This window comes from Kitasatospora nipponensis, assembly GCF_039528135.1.
In the GTDB taxonomy this organism is placed as follows: Bacteria; Actinomycetota; Actinomycetes; order Streptomycetales; family Streptomycetaceae; genus Kitasatospora; species Kitasatospora nipponensis.
Genome location: NZ_BAAALF010000142.1, coordinates 1 through 21,258 on the forward strand (window position 1 = coordinate 1; position 21,258 = coordinate 21,258).

Sequence of the window (21,258 nt, forward strand, 5' to 3'; positions counted from 1 at the left end):
CGCGCCGCCGCCGGTGCCCGCGGTGGCGCCGCCGGTGGATCCACCGGTGGTGCCGCCGGAGCTGCCGGTGCCGGTCGTGCCCCGGCCGGGGCCGCTGCCGCCGGTCGTGCCGCCGGTGGCGGCACCGCCCGAACCGCCGCCGGCCGTGCCGGTGCCGCCGCTCGATCCGCCGGTGCCACCGCCGGTCGAGCCGCCCGCCGCCCCGCCCGTACCACCGCTGCCACCGCCGGTGCCGCCCGTGGGGCCCCCGGTGGTACCGCCGGTGGAGGTCGCCGTCGAACCGGAGGGGTTGTTGCGGTTGCAGGTGAGCGGCATGCCCTGCAGGTCGCAGCCGTTGGGCTGCGGGGCGTTCTGCAGGATGATCAGGTGGCCGGCGGAGTCGAAGGTCGGGTTCGCGCAGTTGCCGAGCGTCGAGGGATCGACGTTGCTGCTGTTGCCCGGGATGTGCGCGACCTGCTTCAGGCCGCCCTGCACCAGGCCGCGCGGGATCGGCGAGTAGCCGATCGAGTCGATGCCGCTGCTGCCGGTGGCCTGTCCCGCGCAGAGCACGTAGGAGAGGTACTGGCTCAGCGCGGCGCCCTTGGCGTCGTTGAAGCGCGGCGGCACCGGGTCGGCCGCGCCGCTGCGCGGCACGATCACGTAGCTGTAGCTGGAGACCGGGTAGGAGCGCTTGTCGGGGTTGGTGTAGACGCCGTCCAGGTTCTGCTGGAGGTAGTTGGGGTCGTCGGGTGAGGTGTTGTCGTCGACCCCGCGGATCTTGGCCGCGGTCAGCGCCACCGCCACGTTGGAGGCGGTGGGCAGCGTGTAGTAGCCGGCCGGGTTGAGCACCTTGGCGACCGGCCAGCCACTGGTCAGCGCGAAGGCGTACTCGTCGTAGCCGATCGAGCCCAGGCCCGAGGGCTGCTCGATGTAGTGCGCCACCTGGTCGGAGCCGTTCTGCGCCAGCGCCCGGCCCGACGGCGGGAAGAACTCGGTGTAGTCGCCGCAGGCCACGTTGTTGACGGCCTGGCAGTAGGCGTCCCACTGCTGCTGGTGGGTGTGCTCCATCCAACGGGTGAACTGCGCGGTGGCGCCGGAGCCGTCCGAGCGGATGACCGGGGTGACCAGGAGGTGCGGCAGGGCCTTGCCGTACGACTGGGTGATCTTCGGATCGTCCCAGTAGGTGATCCGGCCGGTGAAGAGGTCCACGATGTTGTCCGGCGACAGCCGCAGGTCGGTGACCTGCTTGCCGCCGACCACCAGGTTGTACATGAAGGCGGTGCCGCCCGCGGTGATCGGCACGTAGGAGTAGCCGTAGACCGCGCGCTCGGCGTTGCCGACACCGCCGCGGTGCTGGTCGGAGCTGGCGCCGTTGTCCGTGGAGCTGCGGAAGGGGACGTCGGAGGCGGTGAAGTCGTCCTGGCCGTTCTCCCACTGCTGGCGACCGGCCGCCGAGCCGTTCGGGGTGAAGTTGATGGTGATCCCGCGGTCGGCGACGTCGGTGCGCCACTTCTCGATCGCCGGGCCCGCCCAGCTCGAGCCGTCGGCGTTGAGCGAGGTGGCCGCGTAGGCCGGCACGCTCTGGCCGCAGAGCACGGCCAGCGCGGTGCCGGTGGACAGGAGCAGCAGCGCCAGGAACCGGGCGGCGCCGCCGCCGGCTCCCGGCGTTCGGGCGGGGCGGTGAGCAGCGGCCCACGGCATGGTGGTTCCTCCGGTACGGATGGCGGTTCGGGCCTGGCAGACGGGGGAGGGGCGGGAGCGGGGGGTGCGGGTGAGGGACGGGCGGTTCATCGGGCGGCCGCCTGACGGGCGATGAGCCGGCGCTGGCGCCGGCTCGCCTCGCCCGGACGGCGCCCGCCGATCAGCCGGGTGGTGACGAAGAGGATCAGCACCAGGGCCATCAGCGTCATGGCGGCCGCGAAGGCGCGGGCCACCATGAACGGGTAGGGCTGGCGCACGTAGTTCCAGATGTAGAGCGGCAGGCTCACCTGGTGGCCGGAGAACGCGTTGAGGTTGAACCCGGCGGTGAACCCGGCGGTCAGCAGCACCGGCGAGGTCTCGCCGATGCCGCGCGCCACGCCGAGGATGACGGCAGTGGCCAGGCCGCGCCGGGCGGTGGGCAGCACCACGGTCCACACCGTGCGCCACTGGCTGGCGCCGAGCGCGTAGGAGGCCTCGCGCAGCGTCCCGGGCACCAGCCGGATCACCACTTCCGCGGCCCGGGTGACGATCGGCATCATCATCACCGTCAGCGCCACCGAGGCCGCGAAGCCGCAGGCCTCCATGCCCAGGCTCAGGATCAGCACGCCGAGCACGAACAGGCCCGCGACGATGGACGGCAGCGCGGTCATCGCCTCCACCAGGGTGCGCAGCGGGCGGGCCGCCCGGCCGCCGACCTCGGACATGTAGACCGCCGCCGCGATGCCCAGCGGGACCGCGAACAGGGTGGCCAGGCCGATCTGTTCGAGCGAGCCGACGACGGCGTGCAGCGCGCCGCCGGAGGTGATCGGGGAGACCGCCGAGGTCCGGCTCATGTCCTGGGTGAAGAAGTTGCCGTGCTGGGCGGCCGACACCCCGCGGATGGCCAGGAAGACCAGCTGGTCGCCGATCACGAACGCCAGCAGCAGGCCGGCGCTCCAGGCCACCAGGGTCACGATCCGCTCGCGCACCACCAGCCGGTTCCACTGCATCACGCCGAGCGCGTAGGTGAAGCCGAGGAAGAGCAGGTACCAGGCGCCGAGGAAGCCCTGCGCGCCGCTGAACGGCATGATCCGCTCGTAGACCAGCCAGTCCAGTGCGAGCGAGCCGGCCAGCGCGGCGAGCAGCGTCACCACCTCCGGCCAGGTCACCCCGCCCAGCCGGCGGCGCCGCTCGGGGTCGACGGCGGACCGGGCGGCCGCGGGGTCCGGGCCGGTCGGGGTGTTCGGGCCGGTCGGGGTGTTCGGGCCGGTCACGGTGGTGGGAGCGGCCTGGAGGGTCGCGCCGGCCGGGTCGGGATCGAGCGCCACAGCGGCGTCCCCTTCGGTTCGCAGGGTCGGACGGAGGGTGTCGGTCATCGGGTCAGTCCACCGTCGAGGCGCCGGAGCGCGAGCGGCTGACGACGATCCCGGCCAGCACGTTGACCACCAGCGTCAGCGCGAAGAGCACCAGGCCGGCCGCCATCAGCGCGGAGAGCGAGACCCCGTCGGACTCGCTGAAGCGCAGCGCGATCAGCGCGGAGATCGAGTTGGCGCCGGCCTCCAGCACGTGGCCGTTGAACCGGAAGACCGGCGAGATGATCAGCGCGACCGCGATGGTCTCGCCCATCGCCCGGCCGAAGCCGAGCATCACCGCGCCGATCACCCCGCCCCGGCCGAACGGCAGCACCACGGAGCGCACCATCCCCCAGCGGGTGCTGCCCAGCGCGTAGGCACCCTCCCGCTCGCCCTGCGGCGCCTGGGAGAAGACCTCGCGGCTGAGCGCGGTGACGATCGGGGTGATCATCAGGGCCACCACCAGGCCCGCGACGAAGGCGGAGGAGGTGTAGGAGGTGCTGATGTCCCCGATCCGCACGCTGAGGAAGGGGATGAAGCCCAGGTGCCGGGCCGTCCAGCGGATCAGCCCCAGGATGTGCGGCTGCAGGAAGTAGAAGCCCCACAGGCCGTAGATGATGCTGGGGACGGCGGCCATCAGGTCGACCACCGAGACCAGCACGGCCCGCAGCCGCACCGGTGCGTACTCGGAGATGAAGAGTGCGGCGGTGAGCGAGAGCGGGACCGCGAAGACCAGCGCGATCACCGCGATCAGCACGCCGTCGGGCAGCACCGCCGCGATCCCGAACTGGTGGCCGGCGGGGCTCCAGTTCTGCTGGGTCAGGAAGGACCAGCCCGCGTCCTTGAACGCGTCGGTGCCGCGCAGCAGCAGGAAGAGCGCGATCAGGCCCATGATCGCGAAGACCGAGTAGCCGGCCACCGTCAGCACGGCGCGGAAGATGCGGTCACCACGGGTGGCGGGGGCGCTGATCGGGCGCGGACGGTCGAGGTCGGCGTCGGACGGGACGGGGGCGGACGGCGGCGGTCGGGGGGGCGAGGTGGCGCTCGGTGTCGGGCTGCATGCGGCTGTCCTACCAGCGCGCGCCCCAGTTGACCAGAAGGCCTGCCCGCCGCCCGGCTGACCCCGCGTCAGACCGCCCCGGCAGCGCCCCGCCGCCGCGCCCGCCCGGGCTGCCTTTCGGCACGTCAGCGATGTCCCGCCGGCGCGCGCCGGCCGCTCGCGCCACGCCGAGCCGTCCAGAGATGTCTGTACATCTTGACGACTCGGTGACCGCCACCCGTCATCACGGCGTCACTCAGCACGCCGCTGCGCGTCACCTTCGCTCTCTAGACATAACGGGTCTGGACCAGTCGGACCGCCGCACCCCGGACCCATCGCCGCCCCCTGCGCTAGGAGCCACCCCATGAGCCCGATGCCCGAAGTCTCGCGCCGCACCCTGCTCGGCGGCGCGGCCGCGGCCGCCGTGCTGTCGGCGCTGCCGATGAGCGTGCGTCAGGCGCTGGCCGCGCCGGCGCGGCCCGGCAAGCTCGCGGACATCCAGCACGTGGTGATCCTGATGCAGGAGAACCGGGCGTTCGACCACTACTTCGGCACCCAGGCGGGCGTGCGCGGCTTCGGTGACCGGGCCGCCGTGCGCGGCGTCAACGGGCGCTCGCTCTTCCACCAGCCCGACCCCTCCCGCAAGGAGGGCTACCTGCTGCCGTTCGCGATGAACGCCGCGCACACCAGCGCCTACCAGCAGGGCGCCCCGGCGTTCGGCTTCGTCGACTCGATGAACGCGTGGAACGGCGGCCTGGCCGACGGCTCGGTCACCCGCCGCTCGGGTGGCTGGCTCGGCCAGGGCTACTACGACAGCGCCGACATGCCCTTCTACCACGCGCTCTCCTCGGTCTTCACGACCTGCGACGCCTACCACGCGTCGGTGCAGTGCAACACCAACACCAACCGCGAGCACCTGATGACCGGCACCAGCGGCGGCACCGTGCGCGACGTGCCGGTGACCGACAACACCGAGACCGCCGCCGGTTACGAGTGGACCACCTACGCCGAGCGGCTGGAGAAGGCCGGCGTCAGCTGGAAGACCTACCAGGCGCTGGACAACTTCGACGACAACGCGCTCGCCTGGTTCACCGCCTTCCACCAGGCCAAGCCGGGCGAGCCGCTCTACGAGCGCGGCATGCGCCAGGTCGGCGACCCGGCCAAGCAGAACGACCCGTTCGCGATGGGCGACGCGCTGGTGGACGCCTTCACCGCCGACGTCCAGGCCGACACGTTGCCGCAGGTCTCCTGGCTGGTGGCCCCCGCCGCGCTCTCCGAGCACGCCAACTACGCGCCGCCGAACGGCGAGCACCTCACCGCCCGGCTGCTCTCCGCGCTCGCCGCCAAGCCCGAGGTCTGGGCGAAGACCGTCTTCATCCTCAACTACGACGAGCACGGCGGCTTCTTCGACCACCAGCTGCCGCCGGTGCCGCCGCTGGCCACGGGCCGCGGCAAGTCCACGGTGTCGGTCGACGGCGAGGTCGTGGTGCGGGTCGGCAAGGGCACCAGCACCTACCACCGGGTGGTGAGCCAGGACGGCAAGTACCGGGTGAAGGCCGCCGACGGCTCGCTGACCTGGTCCGACACCCTGCCCGCCGGTGAGACGCTGCTCTCCGGCCCGTACCCGATGGGCCTGGGCGTGCGGGTGCCGATGCTGGTCGTCTCGCCGTGGACCCGCGGCGGCGTGGTGGACTCCACCGTCTACGACCACACCTCGGTGATCCGCTTCCTGGAGCGGTGCTTCGGCGTCCAGGAGCCCAACATCAGCCCCTGGCGGCGTGCGGTCACCGGCGACCTGACCTCGGTCTTCGACTTCTCCGGCCGCAACCCCGCCTGGCCGCAGCTGCCCGACACCAGCGGCAACCGCCAGAAGGTGACCGACACCGGCAAGCTGCCCGCCCCCACCGTGCCCAGCCCGCAGGCCTTCCCGCAGCAGGAGCGCGGCACCCGCACCGCCCGCCCCACCCCGTACGACCTCTCCGTTCGGCCGCGGCTGCGCGACGGCGTGCTGACCGTCGAGTTCGTCAACCAGGGCCGCCAGGGCGCCGTCTTCGCGGCCTACCCGGCGCCCGGCACCGCTCCGCGGCACTACACGGTCGGCGCCGGGGACCGGCTCTCCGACACCTGGACGGTCGGCCCCGAGGGCTACGACCTGCGGGTGCACGGCCCGAACGGCGCGCTCTGGCACCTGCGCGGCGACGCCGCCGGGACGTACGAGGTCAGCCTCTCCGAGGAACAGGACGGCCGGGTGCTGGAGGTGGACGTGATCAACCGTTCGAAGAGCGCGCAGACCTTCCTGGTCGGCGACCTCGCCTACGGCGACGGGCTGCGCCAGGTGCGGGTGGCCGCGGGTGACGACAGGACGGTCAACGTCAAGGTCGGCCGTGAGGGCTGGTACGACGTGACGGTCGCGGTGGTCGGCGACCTGACCTTCCGTCGCCGCCTGGCGGGCCGCTTCCCCGACGACCAGCAGGGCGTCACCGACCCGGCGATGGGCCTGCCCGACGCCCTGGTGCTGGACGTCACCCTGCAGGCCGCCTCCAGCACCATCGACGAAGCGATCCTGGTGCCGGGCTCGCCCGCCCGGGTGAGCGCGAGGTTCACCGCGACCGCGGCGCTGACCGCCATCGAGGCGCAGCCGATCGTGCCGGCCGGCTGGAGCGTCAAGGCCGTTGTCGCGGCGCCCGCCACGCTGGCCGCCGGTGCCACCGCCACCGCCAGCTGGGACGTCACCCCGCCCGCGACGCTGGACGGCAGCACCCCGCAGCGGATCCTGGTGACCGCGCGGGCCCAGGCCGGCGACCGGTTCGCGCTGGCGGACGGCGAGCTGAGCGCCCGCACCGCGCCGGTGATGGCCGGACACCTGCTCGGTGAGGACTTCGAGTCGCTGGCCGGCCTGCTGCAGCCGACCTCCGGCCTGCTGGGCTGGACGGCGCAGGCGCCGCAGGGCTGGTCGGTGGTCAATGCGGCGGCCATGCCGCAGGGCACCGTCCGCCTCCAGGGCTGGACCTTCCACACCAAGCGCGAGTGGGCGACGCTGGGCGCGCAGGACCGCGGCAACTTCACCCGGGGCCTGGGCATCGTCGCGGTCGCCGACCCGGACGACTGGGACGACACCGGCGCGCCGTCGGGCCGTGGCCGGTTCGACTCCACCCTGGTCTCGCCCGCGGTGGCGATCCCGGCCGGCGTGGCCACCCTCCACCTGGGCTTCGACTCGCACTACCGCCAGGAGGCGCCGCAGAAGGCGAGCGTCACCGCGGTCTTCGACAACGGCACCGAGACGCGGCTGCTCGCCTACAGCAGCGACGCGAGCGGCAACGACAACGCCGGCAAGGACGTCGAGAACGCCTTCGTCGCCAAGCAGTTCGCCGTCCCGGCGGGGGCGACGTCGGTGACGCTGAAGTTCCGGATGTTCGACGCCGGCAACAACTGGTACTGGGCGGTGGACCACGTCCGCCTGGACAGCAGGCCCGTCACGGGCTGACCCCGCCCGGGTACCCGCCGACCCGGCCGGGTCCGTCCGCCGTGCCTCGGTGGACGGGCCCGGCCGTCGCGCGTGCGGGCTCAGCCGCTGCCCGCGTCGTGCACGGTGCGGCCGCCGAGCACGGTCCGCTCCGGGCGCAGCCCGGCCAGCGCGTCGGTGGCGCAGTGCAGCGGGTCGGCGGGCCACAGCGTCAGGTCGGCCAGCGTGCCGGGCCGCAGGCTGCCGCGATCGGCGCTCTCGTCCAGCAGGCGGGCGGCGTTGACGGTGTGCAGGGCGACGGCCTCGGCGCGGGTGATGGCGTGGCCGGGCCCCTGCGGGCCGGCCACGGTCTGGCGGGTGGTCATGCCCCAGACCGAGGTCATCGCGCCGTACGGGCCGACCGGGAAGTCGGAGCCGCCCGTCAGCAGCGCCCCCTCGTCGAGCCACTCCCGCAGCGGGAAGAGGCCGGCGACCCGCTCGGGCCCCCAGGCGCGGATCTGCGCGGTGGCGGCGTCGTGCAGCAGCGGGTGCTGGACGGTCACCGGGACCCCGAGCGCGATCGCCCGGGCCCGCTGGTCGGCGCGGGCCAGCCCGCCGTGCTCGACCACCAGGGTCCCCGGCGGCAGCGCGGGGTGGCGCTTGAGGACCTGCTCGTAGACGTCCAGCAGGGTGCGCAGGCCGCGGTCGCCCCAGGCGTGCACGCCCACCCGCCAGCCGCGCCGCACCACCCGCTCGACCGCCCCGGCCAGCGCGTCGGGCTCCCAGAGCAGGGTGCCGTGGTAGCACGGCCGCCCGCTGTACGGCTCCTCCAGCGCGCCGGCCTCGATGCCGCCGTCGATGCCGAACTTGACGCCCCAGACCCGCAGCCAGGGGTCGTCCGTGCCGTGCCACGGCTGCATCGCGTCCAGCAGCGCCTCGATCTCGGCCGCCTCCCGGGCGGCGAAGCCGGAGACCAGCGCCCGCACCCGTACGGACAGCGCGCCGGCCTCCCGGGCAGCCCGCAGCACCGCCAGGTCCTCGACCGGGACCAGGCAGTCGCGCACCGTGCCGATCCCGGTGGCGGCGTAGTCGCGCGAGGCGGCCCGCAGCCCCTCGATCCGCTCGGCGAGTGCCGGGCGCGGCAGCAGCCGTTCGGCCAGCACGATCGCCCGGTCGACCAGCCGGCCGGTCAGCCGGCCCTGCGGGTCGCGTTCGATCACCCCGCCGGGCGGGGCGGGGGTGTCGGCGGTGATGCCGGCCAGCCGCAGCGCGGGCGAGTTCAGCACGACGTTGTAGGCGCCGCGCCGCACCAGCACCGGGTGGTCGGTGGTGACGCCGTCCAACTCCTCGACGGTGGGCAGCCGTTGCTCGGCCAGGTTGACCTCCTGCCAGTTGACGGTGGTGCGGATCCACTGGCCGGCGGGGGTGACGGCGGCCCGGCGGCGGATCAGGTCGAGGAAGCCGGTCAGGTCGTGGGCCCGGTGGACGGGGACGTCGTGGACGCTGTGGGCGGCCAGGATCAGGTGGGTGTGGGTGTCGTCGAAGGCGGGCAGCACGGTGGCGTCCGGCCGGTCCAGCACCTCGGTGGCCGGGCCGACCAGCGCGTCCAGGCCGTCGGGCTCGGCGTGCAGCGCGGTGATCCGCCCGTCGTGGACGGCCAGCGCGCGCTGCGGGGGCTGCCCGGGGACCAGGGTGTGCACGGCGCCGGCGCGGATCAGCAGGTCGGCGGGTGGCTGCGCGGATGCGGTGTCCTGAGCGGTCATGCGGACTCCTCGGTCGGGCGTCGAGCGTCGAACGCGGGTGTCGGAGGCCAGGCGTCCGACATCAGGCCTCAGGCCTCAGGCCTCACGGGGCAGGTCGTCGGGAAGGCCCAGGCCGGTGACCTTCCCGACGTGCCGCAGCCCGGGCTCGGCGAGCCGGGCGTGCAGCGCGGTGAAGACGCCGCGGGCCGCGACGGCGTTCCAGTCGGCGGGCAGCAGGGGAGCGGGCAGCCCGGGGTCCAGGTAGGGCAGCCGGCGCCACTGGGTGAGCATCGGCACGTAGTCGCGGAACGCCTCCACCGGGTCGATCCGCGGCTGCGCCGACAGTTCCCGGGCGACCGGGCCCCAGCGGTCGGTGAACGCGGCGTACTGCGCCTCGATCGCCGGGAAGTCCCACCAGGAGCACACCGCCTCGCTCAGCTCGGCGAACCCCGCGTAGGCGGATATGAACAGGTGGACGTACGCGCTCAGGCCCAGCCGCTCCAGCAGCCGCCGGGCGTCGGGCAGCACCCGGGCCGGGGCGAGCCAGACGCCCGGCGCCGCGTTGCCGAAGCCCAGCCAGGTCAGTCGCGAGCGCAGCTGGTGGCGGTGGGCGCGCTCGGACTCGGGGACCGAGAAGACCGCCATCACCCAGCCGTCGGCCAGTTCGGCCGGCTCCAGGCTGTGGAAGATCCGCCGGTCGCCCTCCTCGAAGACCGGGCCCATGGCCGGGTCGAGCCGGTAGCCGGTGCCGTCGCGGCGCTCCTGAAGGAGGGTGCCGGCCTTCTTCAGCCGGGAGATCGCGGAGCGGACCGCCGGTCCGTCGACGTCCAGCTCGGCCATCAGCGCGATCAGGTCGGCGATCGAGATCCAGCCGCCGAGCCGGCGGACGAACTCGCCGTAGATCGTGTTGATCAGGGAGCTGGGCCGGGGTGCGCTTCCCGACATGGTCGCCCTCCTCCCTGGCAGCCCGTCGGCGGCCGGCGCGGTGATCATACCGGGGGCGCGGATTCGGCGTAGGCGCCGGAGAGCAGGTGGCCCGCGCCCGGCGCGTGGGCCGGCAGGTCCAGCGCGCGCAGCAGCCGGTGCACGGTGCAGATGGCGGCCGAGACCACCGGCTTGCCGAGCAGCTGCTCGGCCTCCTCGACGGCCGACAGCGAGGGCAGTTGCACGCAGGCCGAGAGCACCACGGCGTCCGCCCCGGAGTGCGCCAGGCGCTGCGCGATGGCGGGCAGCAGGGCCGGGTCGTGGGCGGCGACGTCGAGGTTGTCGGGGATCTCCAGGGCGGCGAAGTCGAGCACCTCGACGCCCTCGTGGGTCAGGTAGTCGACCACCGTGCGGGTGAGCGGCCGCAGGTAGGGGGCGACCAGGGCGATCCGTTTGGCACCGAGCGTGTGCAGGCCCTCGACCAGCGCGCCGGCGCTGGTGACCACCGGCGCCGGCGCGCCGTTCTCGACGGTGCGCGCGTGCAACCGGGCCTCGGCGGCCCGGTGGTAGCCCAGGCCGTTGCTCATCACGGCCACCAGGCAGGCGTAGCCCAGGACATCGACCCGGGCGTCCGAGAGCTCGACGGCGCAGCGGTCCGAGTCGGCGTCCATCGCCCGCAGTTGCTCGGGGGTGACCCGGGTCATCCGCATCCGGCTGGAGTGGAAGGTGAAGCGCTCGGGGGCGACCGCCTCCCGGGCGCGCAGGATGGCCGGCACCTCGGTCTCCATGGTGACGTTGGAGCTCGGGACGATCTGACCTATCCGGTAGCTGCGCGCAGGCACGGGCTGGACTCCTTGTCCGTTGCGGTGAAAGGGATGTGACGGATGATCAGCGGGCGTCGACGACCGGATTGGCCAGCGTGCCGATGCGCTCGACGGTGGCCTCCACCAGGTCGCCCGGCTGCAGGAACTGCGGGGGGACCAGGCCGGCGCCGACCCCGGAGGGCGAGCCGGTGGAGATGACGTCGCCCGGCTCCAGCGTGACGCCCGAGGTGATGTCGGCGATCAGTCGCGGGATGGCGAAGAGCATGTGGCGGGTGCTGGAGTCCTGCTTGGTCTCGCCGTTGACGCGCAGCGACAGGCGCAGGTCCTGCGGGTCGGGGATCTCGTCGGCGGTGACCACGGCCGGGCCGAACGGCGCGTAGGAGTCCTGGCCCTTGGAGAAGAACCACTGTCCCGAGCGGCGCTGGTCGCGGGCGCTGACGTCGTTCATGACGCTGTAGCCGAACACGTACCGCCAGGCGTCCGCCTCGCTCACCCGGCTGGCGGTGCGGCCGATGACCACGGCCAGTTCGCACTCCCAGTCGAGCTGCTTGGTCAGGTCGGCGTTGTGCAGGATCGGCTGCCCGGGGCCGGTGACGGCGGTCGAGGGCTTGCAGAACAGCACGGGACGGTCGGGTAGTTCGCGCTCGGTGTCCAGGGTGCGGTGCGACTCGGCGACGTGCTCCACGTAGTTGAGGCCGACCCCGATGATCTTGCCGGGCCGCAGCGGCGCGCGCAGCGAGACCTCGCTCAACGGCCGCACGGCGCCCGGCGGGCAGGCCGCGGCGGTAGTGTCCGCGAGCAGGGCGCGGGCGGTCTCCAGGGCGGGTCGGCCGGCCTGGATGAGGCTCAGCAGGTCGCCGGGCAGGTCGGTGCCGGCGGCCGCGGCCAGCGCGGCCAGGTCGACCACGTGCTCGTCGCCGAGGCGGGCGCCCAGCCGGGGCGCCGGCTCGTCCGTGTCGTTCGGGCAGTAGGTGAGCAGGTGCATCGGTGGCTCCTTGCGGCGGGGTGGTGGGCGCTGACGGCTCGGGGGGTGCCGGTGACGCTCAGGGCAGGACGGGCTGGTGGGCGCCGCCGTCGGTGTGCGCCTCCTCCCGGTAGAGGCCCAGGGAGCGCATCACCGGGAAGTCGTTGAAGGAGAAGAGGCAGGCGTCCTCGGACCGGTCGAGGTTCTCGTGCTCGTGCCAGGCCCAGGACGGCACGCAGAAGATGTCGCCCTGCTGCCAGGCGAAGCGGCGCCCGGCGATCACCGAGACGCCCCGGCCCTTGGCCGCGGTGTAGACGACCGAACCGGTGTGCCGGTGGGCGGCGGTGGCCTGGCCCGGACGCAGCAGCTGCAGGTGCGCGCCCATCGTGGGCATCACCGGGCCGCCGGTCACCGGGTTGGTGTACTCCATGATCACGCCGTCGAAGGGCGAGCCCTCGCTCGCCCGGGCCAGCGCGCAGAGCGCCTGGTAGCTGGGCTCCCAGGGCCAGCCGAGCAGCGGGGAGTAGGGGCGGGTCCACTTCTCCACGCCGTAGGGCAGCAGGTTGGCGCCGTAGCTGAGCAGCGAGGAGTTCACCACCGCGCCGGGCCGCTGGTAGAGCTCGGGGTGGACCTCGTAGAAGCCCGCGTCCAGCGCGTTGACCAGTGGGATGTCGAGGCCGTCCTGCCAGATCACCGGGGCGTCGTCGGCCTCGTTGCCGTGCTCGTGCCAGGTGTTGTTGGGGGTGATGGCGAAGTCGCGCGGGCCGACCCGGAGCTTCTGGCCGTCCACGACGGTCCAGGCGCCGGTGCCCTCGTGCACGAAGCGCAGGGCCGCGGCCTGGTGGCGGTGGGCGGTCATCGCCTCCCCGGGCCCCATGATCTGCAGGCCGGTGTAGAGCAGCCCGACGGCGGCGCTCAGCTCGCGCCGGCCGGGATTGACCAGCATCACCACCCGCCTGCCCGCGTCGTCGGCCTGCACCAGCGGCAGCGCCCGCTGGACCAGTGGGCGCAGCTCCTCGTAACGCCACAGCACCGGAACGGACTTGGGCTGCGGGTACCAGGGCTCGATCTCGTTCGCCACGGTCCACAGCGCGCCGGCCTCGAGCTTGGCCAACTCGTCGTAGTAGGCCATCAGTTCGGGGTTGTCGCGGACCCGGGCCCGGCCGATCCGGCGGTCCTCGTCGCTGCTCATGACTCCTCCTTCGGGGGCGTGCGGTCCTGCATGTGCGGTCCGCCGGCGTGCGGTCCGTCGGTGTGCGACCTGTCGGTGTTCGGTCCCTGGCTCTGCGGGCGCTCGGGTCGCATCATCGCCGGGTCGGCGGCGAACACCACCGGCCCGCGCGGCCGGTTGTCGACGTGGAGTTGGAAGATGTCGAAGCGGTTGTAATGGCCGACGATGTCGTGCATCTGCTTGGGCTGGATGCAGCGCCCGAGGTCGATCTCGGCGTAGACGATGCCCTCCTCGTCGACCAGCGGCTCGGTGACCGGGCGGCCGTCGGGACCGAAGATGCCGGAGAGCGCGCTGCGCGGGCGGGCGAGTTGCTTGCGCACCTGCTGGTCCTCGCCGGCGATCAGGTCGACGATCTCGGGTGAGACGGTCGAACAGGCGACCACCGAGAAGACCTTGCCCTCGAAGCAGTGCGCGGCGGTGCGCAGCGCGATCGCCTCCGCCATGTCGTAGTCCTCCGGCCCGACCGGCAGCGCGATGTAGCAGGCGGCGTGCACGAGTTCGCCCTGGGCGAGCAGGGTGAAGCGGGCCAGTGTGTTGGTGTTCTCGCCGCAGGCCAGCACCCCCAGCGGGCCGACCGCGCTCGGGTGCACCCGCAGCGAGCTGGCGTCGCCACCGGTCCAGGTCAGCTTCTCGGCCCAGGTCGGCACCAGCTTGCGGTGCACGCCCAGGAGTTCACCCTCGGAACCGATCACCAGCAGGGTGTTGTACAGGACGCCCAGGCTCTGCGCGCCGCGCTCGTTGACGCCGATCACCAGCACCACGCCGGCCTGCCGGGCGGCGGCGCGCAGGGTGTCGACCAGCGGACCGGGGACGTCGACGGCGCCGCGGTAGAGCCGCTCGAACCAGGGGGACCCCTGCACCGGGTTCATGGTCCAGTTCCAGTAGGGGTAGCCGGGGACGAACACCTCGGGGAAGACCACCAGTTGGGCGCCGTGGCCGGCGGCCTCGTGGATCAGCGCGACGGCCTTGTCGACGGTGGCGACCGGGTCGAGGTAGACCGGGGCCGCCTGGACGGCGGCCGCGGTGAAGCGGTGCAGGGTCTGCATCTGGTCCTCCGGGGCGGGGCGGAGCGGACGGCGTGAGATCGGCCGGGGAGCGAGTGGGGCCGGGTGGGAGCCGGATGGAAGGCGGATGGCCCTCAGCGGGCCGTGCCGGTGGTGAGCGGCCGCGGTAGCGGTGGCGCGGCGGGCAGCCAGCGGTCGTGCAGGGGAGCGGTGGCGTCGCGCAGCAGGTGCAGTCGGGGCGCGACCCGGTCCGCGCCGGGCGGTGGGGGTTTGCGGCTGCCCGGCTGCCAGGGCCGCGGCCAGCGCGCGCCGGGGCCGGTGTAGCCCTGTTCGGCGGCCGCGTGCAGGGTCCAGAGCGGGTCGTACAGCTGGGCGCGGCCGACCGCGACCAGGTCGGCCCGGCCGGCCAGCAGCACCGAGTTGGCGTCCTGGTGGCTGGAGATCGCGCCGACCGCGATGGTCGGGATCCCGGTGGCGCCGCGGACCAGGTCGGCGAACGGGGTCTGGTAGCCGCGCCCGTACGGCGGCCGCTGGTGCGCCACCACCTCGCCGGTGGAGACGTCCACCGCGTCCGCGACGGCGCAGGCCAGCGTCAGGGAGATCAGCAGCACGTCCTGCTCGCTGGTCCCGCCCGGGGCCCAGTCGGCCGCCGAGATCCGCACCACCAGCGGCCGGCCGGCGGGCCAGGCGGCGCGCACGGCCGCCAGCACCTCCAGCGGCAGCCGCAGCCGGTTCGCCAGCGGGCCGCCGTAGCCGTCGGTGCGGTGGTTGGTGAGCGGGGAGAGGAACCCGGAGAGCAGCTGGCCGTGGCCGAACTGCAGCTCCAGCAGGTCGAATCCGGCCCGATCGGCGCGCCCGGCGGCCGCCGCGAAGGCGGCCGGCAGGGCCGCCAGGTCGGCCGCGGTGGCCTCCCGCGGGGCCGGGCTCGCCGGGTCCCAGGCCAGTGGGGAGGCGGCCAGCGTCGGCCAGCCGTCCGCCCCCAGCGGGCGGCCGATCCCGTCCGGTCCGGGCGGCGCGGTGGAGCCGCGTCGCCCGGCGTGGGTGAGCTGGATGCCCAACGGCGTGTCGCTCACCGCGCGCACGGCCCGCACCAGGGTGCGCCAGGCCGCCTCCTGGGCCTCGTTCCACAGGCCCGGGCAGTGCGCGGTGGCCCGGCCCTCGGCGCTCACCGCGGTCATCCCGGCGACCACCAGGCCGGCGCCGCCCAGCGCGAGGGCGGTGAGCTGAGCCTGCTCGAAGGCGCCGGGCAGGCCGTCGACGGCGGTGAAGGTGGCCAACGGCGGCACCACGATCCGGTTGCGCAGGGTGAGCGAGCCCAGCCGCAGCGGCCGGAACATCGGCGGCACCACCCGCCCGGCAGCGTCGTGGTCTGCACCGTCGTGGTCGGTGTCGGGCGCCTGGCCCGCGGCCGCACCGAAGGCCGCGTCCACGGCGTCCACGAAGCCCGGGTCGCGCTCGCGCAGGTTGCCGTAGCTGACCCGGCGGCTGCGGGTGAGCAGGTTGAAGGCGAACTGGTCGACGCCCTGGCCGGTGTGCCGGCCGACGTTCTCGAACCACTCCAGGCTCGCCTGGGCGGCCCGCTGCGCCGACTCGACCACCGGCCGGCGCTCCGCCTCGTAGGCGTCCAACGCCGCGTCCACCGACGGTTGTTCGTGCAGGCTCGCGGCGAGCGCGAGGGCGTCCTCCAGGGCGAGCTTGGTGCCGGAGCCGATCGAGAAGTGCGCGGTGTGGGCCGCGTCGCCCAGCAGCACGACGTTGCGGTGGCGCCAACTGGCGTTGCGCACGGTGGTGAAGCTGATCCACCGGGAGGCGTTGGGGATCAGTCGGTGGCCGTCCAGGTGCTCGGCGAGGATCCGCTCGCAGAGCCGCACGCTGGCCTCGTCGCTCTCGCCGCGCGCGAACTCCCGGTCCGCCAGCGCCTCGAAGCCGGCCCGGCGCCAGGCGTCCGGCGCGATCTCCACGATGAAGGTGGAGCGCCGGTCGCTGTAGGGGTAGGCGTGCACCTGCAGCGCGCCGAAGTCGCGCTCCTCGACGATGAAGGTGAACGCCTCGAAGACCCGGTCGGTGGCCAGCCACATGTAGCGGCACCGCCGTTCGTCCAGCTGCGGGCGGAAACTGTCGGCGAAGGCCGCCCGGGTGCTGGAGCGGACGCCGTCAGCGGCCACCACCAGGTCGTATTCGGAGGCCAGTTGGCCGACCGGCGGGGCGGGCGTGCGGTAGCGCACGTCCACCGCCAGCTCGGCGCAGCGCTGTTGCAGGATCTCCCGCAGCCGGTTGCGGTCCAGGGCGGCGAAGCCGTGGCCGCCACAGGTGCGCACCGCGCCCGCGTGGCGAACGTCGATGTCGCTCCAGCGGGCGAACTGCGCGGACATCGCGGCGAAGACCTTGGGGTCGGCCTGCGCGATGCCTTCCAGCGTCTCGTCGGAGAAGACCACACCGAAGCCGAAGGCGTCGTCGCGGGCCTCGCGCTCCCACAGGGTGATCTCCCACCGCGGGGCGAGCTGCTGGGCCAGGGCCGCGAAGTACAGCCCGCCGGGACCGCCTCCGATGACTGCAACGCGCATGACGCCCTCTCCTGACGCTTCCTGACGCTTGGTGCGGCCGGGCACCTCGGCGGTGCGGCCGGCCGCGGGCCGGGATCCGGGCCGGGATCCGGGCTGGGGTTCGGCTGGGCTCGGTTCAGGCGTAGGACTCCGGGGGCTGCGGACCGGACTCGACCAGCGCGCGGCGCACCTGCTCGGGCCAGGGCGCCGAGCCCTTGGCGTCGGTCGCCGCGTGCACCACCGACATCCGCCCGCTGGCCGCCGGTCCGTGCGGACCGGCCACATCGAAGGCGTAGTGCAGCGAGGAGGTGCCCACCTTCGCCACCCGCAGCTCGATCCGGACCAGGTCACCGAACCAGAGCCGCTCGTGGTAGTCGGCCTCGAAGTGCACCCGCGGGATGCTGCCGAAGAGCGCGGACAGGCCGAGCCGGCGCAGCAGCACCGCCTCCGCCGCCTCGGCCCAGCGCTGCACCGAGGAGAAGTGGTAGTGGCCGGCCGCGTCGGTGTCGGACCACTCCACCCGGCGCTCGACCGCGACGCTGGGCAGTTCGGCCGGCGGGGCCACCGGTGCGTCGGCGTGCGCCCGGCGGCGCAGCTCGGCCCGGTTGAGCTTGCCGGTGGCGGTGCGCGGCAGGGCCGGGACGAACTCGACCGCGCGCGGGTACTTGTAGGGCGCGATGGCCCGCTTGACGAACTCCTGCAGCGAGCGCACGGTCTCGGGCCCCTCCGCGGCGCCCTCCCGCAGCACCACGAAGGCCTTGGCGATGCTTCCGCGCTCCTCGTCGGGCGCCGCCACGACCGCGCAGTCCACGATGTCGGGGTGGTCGGCCAGCACCTGCTCGACCTCGGGCCCGGCGATGTTGTACCCGGCCGAGACGATCATGTCGTCGCTGCGCGCCTGGTACCAGAAGTAGCCGTCCTGGTCACGGACATAGGTGTCGCCGGTGAGGTTCCAGCCGTCGCGCACGTAGCTGAGCTGGCGCGGATCGGCGAGGTAGCGGCAGCCGGTGGGGCCCTTGACCGCCAGCAGGCCGGGCGTGCCGTCGGGCACCGGCTCGCCCTGCTCGTCCAGGATCGCCGCCCGGTAGCCGGGGACCGGCCGGCCGGTGGCGCCGGGACGGATGTCGCCGTCCGCGGCGGAGATGAAGACGTGCAGCAGTTCGGTGGCGCCGATGCCGTCGATCAGGCGCAGCCCGGTCGCGGCGTGGAAGGCCTCCCAGACGGTGGCCGGCAGGTGCTCACCGGCCGACACGCAGCGCCGCAGCCCCACCAGCCGGTCCGCCAACCCGGCGGCCAGGATGGCCCGGTAGGCCGTGGGGGCGGTGAAGAGGACGGTGACCCCGTGCGCCGCCACCTGCTCGGCGAGCTGCTGCGGAGCAGCCTGCTCCAGCAGCAGCGAGCCGGCGCCGACCCGCAGCGGGAAGACCACCAGGCCGCCCAGGCCGAAGGTGAACGCCAGCGGGGGAGTGCCGGCGAACAGGTCCTCGGGGGTGGGTCGCAGCAGGTGCCGGGAGAAGGTGTCGGCGTTGGCCAGCACGTCGCGGTGGAAGTGCAGGGTGGCCTTGGGCCGGCCGGTGGTGCCGGAGGTGAAGGCGATCAGCGCCACGTCGTCGGCGGCCGTCGGCACCGCGCTGAAGGCCACCGGGTCCCCGGCGCCCGCGTCGTCCCCACCGGATGAGCCGGGCGTGCCGGGTGCGCAACGCGTCGTCAGGTCCTGCGGGCCGGTGCCGCCGTAGGCCACCACGGTCAACCCCGGGGTGTCGGCGCCGCGCAACTCGTCCAGGAAGCGGTGGTCGCAGAGCGCGAGGACCGGCGAGCTGATCGCGTGCACCTCGCTCAGCTCGGCTGCCCGCAGCATCGGCATGGTGGTGACGACGACGCCGCCCGCCTTCAGCACGGCGAGCCAACAGGCGACCAGCCAGGGGCTGTTGGGACCTCGCAGCAGGACCCGGTTGCCGGTCGCCAGGCCCAGGTCGACGGTCAGCAGGTGGGCGATCCGGTCGACCCGGTCGCGGAGCTCGCCGTAGCTCCACTCCTCGGTGGGGGTGACCAGGCAGCGCCGGTCGGCTCCGAGCTTCGCGATGGTCTCGTCGAGCAGGACCTGCGCGCAGTTCAGCCGGGCTGGATAGGCCAACTCCGGTAACTCGAAGAGCAGTTCTGGCCACTGGTCGAACGGCGGGAGGTTGTCGCGGCAGAACGTGTCCACATGGGCAGAGGGGGTGAGCTCCATGGGCGGCACCTCAATCGGCGGGCGGGAGTGAGGCCAGTATGGCGCACTCGTGACGCCAGTCAAGAGAGCGAGACATTTTCCGCGCGCCGCCGGGAGCGTGCCGCGGCGGCGACCGGCCGCTCGCGGAACTGCCCTGCGGTGGAGCGTGCTTGAGCGACCGTGGGCCGGATGGCTCAGCGGCCGGTGACAGGTGGTCGGGGGACGGATCCGGGCCGGCGCGGTGGCCGGGTGCGGTGCCGCAGCTCAGGCGGTCGGTGCGCCGCGCAGCCAGTGCAGCACCTGCCGGGCGTGCTGGTCCGGCGGGAAGACCGGGTGGAAGACGTGCTCGATCACGCCGTCGCGGATGACCAGGGTCAGCCGCCGGTAGAGCCGGCTGCCGGCCGCCTCGAAGGTGGGCAGATCCAGCGCCGCGGCCAGCTCGAAGCCCGGGTCCGAGAGCATCGCGAAGGGCAGCCGCAGCCGCTCGACCACCTCCTGCTGGTAGTCGGTCGGCTGGCTGGAGAGGCCGAAGACCCGCGGCACGCCCAGTTCGGCGAGGTCGCCGTGGTGGTCGCGGAAGTCGCAGGCCTCGGTGGTGCAGCCGCGCGCGCCGGGGATGGTGTCCCAGCCCTCGGGCAGGTCCGTGTCCGGACGGCCGGTGAGCGGGTAGAGGTAGACGACGGACCGGCCGGCGCCCAGGGCGTCCAGCGCGACCGTGCCACCGGCCGTGCTGGACAGCCGCACCCGCGGCGCGGGCAGGCCCGGCAGGTGGTCGGCGGCGCCGTCGTCCTGCGGCACGGGCAGGTTCGCCGGGAGGCGGTGCACCTCGGGCGCGGTGGCCGCCGCCCCGGCGGGCCCGGCGGCCCGGCTGGTGCGGTAGGCGGCGTCCTGGAGGTGGCGGGCCAGCACGGCCCGGCGGGCGGAGAGCGCCTCGATCCGCTCGTCCAGGTCGTCGATGGCCGCACGGTAGACGGCCAGCGAGGCCGGGCAGTCGTCGGCGTGATCATGGCCGCCGGCCAGGCAGGCGAGGAAGGGCCGGGTCTGCTCGACCGCGATGCCCAGCCGGGTGAGCGCCCGCATCTCGCCGACCAGCCGGGCGTCGTGCTCGGAGTAGTCGCGGTAGCCGTTGGCGAGCCTGGCCGGGGTGATCAGGCCCAGCGACTCGTAGTACCGCACCGTCTTCGTGGTCACCCCGGCGCGCCGCGCCACCTCGCCGATCCTCATGGTCCCCTGGTCCCCTGGTCCTCGCTCGTCCTCACCGCTCCCCTGCGGTCTTCCGTGCCACGACGCTAGACCTTGCCCCCCAGGGCAAGGTCAAGCCGGCGGCAGGGCGCGGCACAGGGCCTCCAGCGCTTCGCCGTACGCGTGCTCCGGCGCCGCGGCGTACCCGACGACCAGGCCGTCACCGAAGCGCGAGCCGTCGTGGTCGCCGTCACCGCCCGCGGCCCCGCCGGTGTCCGGGTGCCGGAAGGCGCTCAGGCCGTCGAGGCCGATGCCCAGCCAGGCGGCCGCCTTCAGGGCGGCCGGCTCGGTGCCCGGCGGCAGGCGCAGCACCGCGTGCAGGCCGGCCGCGATCCCGGTCACCCGCACCTGCGGGGCCCGCTCGGCCAGCACGGCCACCAGCCGGTCGCGGCGGCGCCGGTAGCGCTGCCGCATCCGGCGCACGTGCCGGTCGTAGGCGCCGCTGGTGATCAGGTCCGCGAGGGTGAGCTGGTCCAGCGCGCTCACCCACGCCTCGCGCTCCCCCTTGGCGCGCAGCACCGGGTCGACCAGCGGCTCGGGCAGCACCAGCCAGCCCAGCCGCAGGGCCGGGGAGAGGCTCTTGCTCACCGAGCCCAGGTGGACGACGTGCTCGGGCGCCAGTCCCTGCAGGGCGCCGACCGGCCGGCGGTCGTAGCGGAACTCCCCGTCGTAGTCGTCCTCCAGGATCACCCGACCGCCCGCCCGCGCCCACGCCACGACGGCCGCGCGGCGGTCCGGCCGCAGCGGGTCGCCGGTGGGGAACTGGTGCGCCGGGGTGAGCAGCACGGCCCGCGCCGCGCGCAGGGCGGGCAGCGCGTCGGTGTCGGCGCCGTGCCCGTCGACCGGCAGGGCGAGCGTGCGGACGCCGGCCGCGGTGAGCAGGCCGCGGTGGAAGGGCAGCCCGTACCCCTCGACGGCCAGCGGGCCGCGCAGCACGCCGCCGCCGTACAGCAGCCGCAGCGCGTGGGCCACACCCGAGCAGACGACGATGCGTTCGGGGTCGGCGCGCACCCCGCGCACGCGGGCCAGGTAGTGGGCCAGCGCGTGCCGCAGTTCGGGGCGGCCGCGCGGGGCGCCCGGACC

The 21,258-nt window shown here is 74.2% G+C and carries 14 protein-coding genes and 1 pseudogene; 1 reads left to right on the forward strand and 14 read right to left on the reverse strand.

What is annotated here, in order from left to right:
* The 3 genes from ABD323_RS29435 to pstC all read right to left on the reverse strand — a co-directional run.
* The coding region (locus ABD323_RS29435; protein ID WP_344445045.1) for a substrate-binding domain-containing protein at positions 1-1,680 on the reverse strand (1,680 nt) is incomplete at its 3' end.
* An 86-nt stretch (positions 1,681-1,766) separates the two neighbouring features.
* Positions 1,767-3,035 carry a phosphate ABC transporter permease PstA gene (gene pstA / locus ABD323_RS29440; protein WP_344445046.1) on the reverse strand — a complete coding sequence of 423 codons (1,269 nt, stop codon included), beginning with the start codon at positions 3,033-3,035 and terminating at the stop codon, positions 1,767-1,769.
* Positions 3,036-3,039: 4 nt separating this feature from the next.
* Positions 3,040-4,251 carry a phosphate ABC transporter permease subunit PstC gene (gene pstC / locus ABD323_RS29445; protein WP_344445056.1) on the reverse strand — a complete coding sequence of 404 codons (1,212 nt, stop codon included), beginning with the start codon at positions 4,249-4,251 and terminating at the stop codon, positions 3,040-3,042.
* Positions 4,252-4,414: 163 nt separating this feature from the next.
* On the opposite strand from pstC, the gene ABD323_RS29450 reads away from it, so the two are divergent.
* Positions 4,415-7,534, forward strand: a complete 3,120-nt coding sequence (locus ABD323_RS29450) for a phosphocholine-specific phospholipase C (protein WP_344445047.1) — start codon at positions 4,415-4,417, stop codon at positions 7,532-7,534.
* 80 nt (positions 7,535-7,614) lie between these two features.
* Here ABD323_RS29450 and ABD323_RS29455 read toward each other — a convergent pair whose 3' ends face one another.
* The 11 genes and pseudogenes from ABD323_RS29455 to ABD323_RS29505 form a co-directional block, all read right to left on the reverse strand.
* A complete protein-coding gene (locus tag ABD323_RS29455; RefSeq protein WP_344445048.1) occupies positions 7,615-9,255 on the reverse strand; it encodes an amidohydrolase in 1,641 nt (546 codons plus the stop codon).
* A 75-nt stretch (positions 9,256-9,330) separates the two neighbouring features.
* Positions 9,331-10,179, reverse strand: a complete 849-nt coding sequence (locus tag ABD323_RS29460; protein WP_344445049.1) for a PaaX family transcriptional regulator — start codon at positions 10,177-10,179, stop codon at positions 9,331-9,333.
* A 44-nt stretch (positions 10,180-10,223) separates the two neighbouring features.
* Complete coding sequence (locus ABD323_RS29465; protein ID WP_344445057.1) at positions 10,224-10,946, reverse strand: maleate cis-trans isomerase family protein; 723 nt, start codon at positions 10,944-10,946, stop codon at positions 10,224-10,226.
* 100 nt (positions 10,947-11,046) lie between these two features.
* Positions 11,047-11,967 carry a fumarylacetoacetate hydrolase family protein gene (locus ABD323_RS29470; protein WP_344445050.1) on the reverse strand — a complete coding sequence of 307 codons (921 nt, stop codon included), beginning with the start codon at positions 11,965-11,967 and terminating at the stop codon, positions 11,047-11,049.
* Between the two features lie 58 nt (positions 11,968-12,025).
* A complete protein-coding gene (locus ABD323_RS29475) occupies positions 12,026-13,138 on the reverse strand; it encodes a cupin domain-containing protein (protein ID WP_344445051.1) in 1,113 nt (370 codons plus the stop codon).
* Positions 13,135-14,223 carry a carbon-nitrogen hydrolase family protein gene (locus ABD323_RS29480; protein WP_344445052.1) on the reverse strand — a complete coding sequence of 363 codons (1,089 nt, stop codon included), beginning with the start codon at positions 14,221-14,223 and terminating at the stop codon, positions 13,135-13,137. The genes ABD323_RS29475 and ABD323_RS29480 overlap by 4 nt, the downstream gene beginning before the upstream one ends.
* Positions 14,224-14,315: 92 nt before the next feature.
* Positions 14,316-16,745 carry an oxidoreductase gene (locus ABD323_RS29485; protein WP_344445053.1) on the reverse strand — a complete coding sequence of 810 codons (2,430 nt, stop codon included), beginning with the start codon at positions 16,743-16,745 and terminating at the stop codon, positions 14,316-14,318.
* A 115-nt stretch (positions 16,746-16,860) separates the two neighbouring features.
* A complete protein-coding gene (locus tag ABD323_RS29490) occupies positions 16,861-17,289 on the reverse strand; it encodes an acyl-CoA thioesterase (RefSeq protein ID WP_344445058.1) in 429 nt (142 codons plus the stop codon).
* A gap of 15 nt (positions 17,290-17,304) precedes the next feature.
* A pseudogene (locus ABD323_RS29495) lies at positions 17,305-18,954 on the reverse strand (AMP-binding protein); the annotation flags it as partial.
* A gap of 243 nt (positions 18,955-19,197) precedes the next feature.
* On the reverse strand, positions 19,198-20,157 hold the full coding sequence (locus ABD323_RS29500) for a MerR family transcriptional regulator (RefSeq protein WP_344445054.1): 960 nt from the start codon (positions 20,155-20,157) through the stop codon (positions 19,198-19,200).
* A 90-nt stretch (positions 20,158-20,247) separates the two neighbouring features.
* Positions 20,248-21,258, reverse strand: a 1,011-nt coding sequence (locus ABD323_RS29505) for an aminotransferase-like domain-containing protein (protein ID WP_344445055.1), incomplete at its 5' end; no start/stop codon positions are given.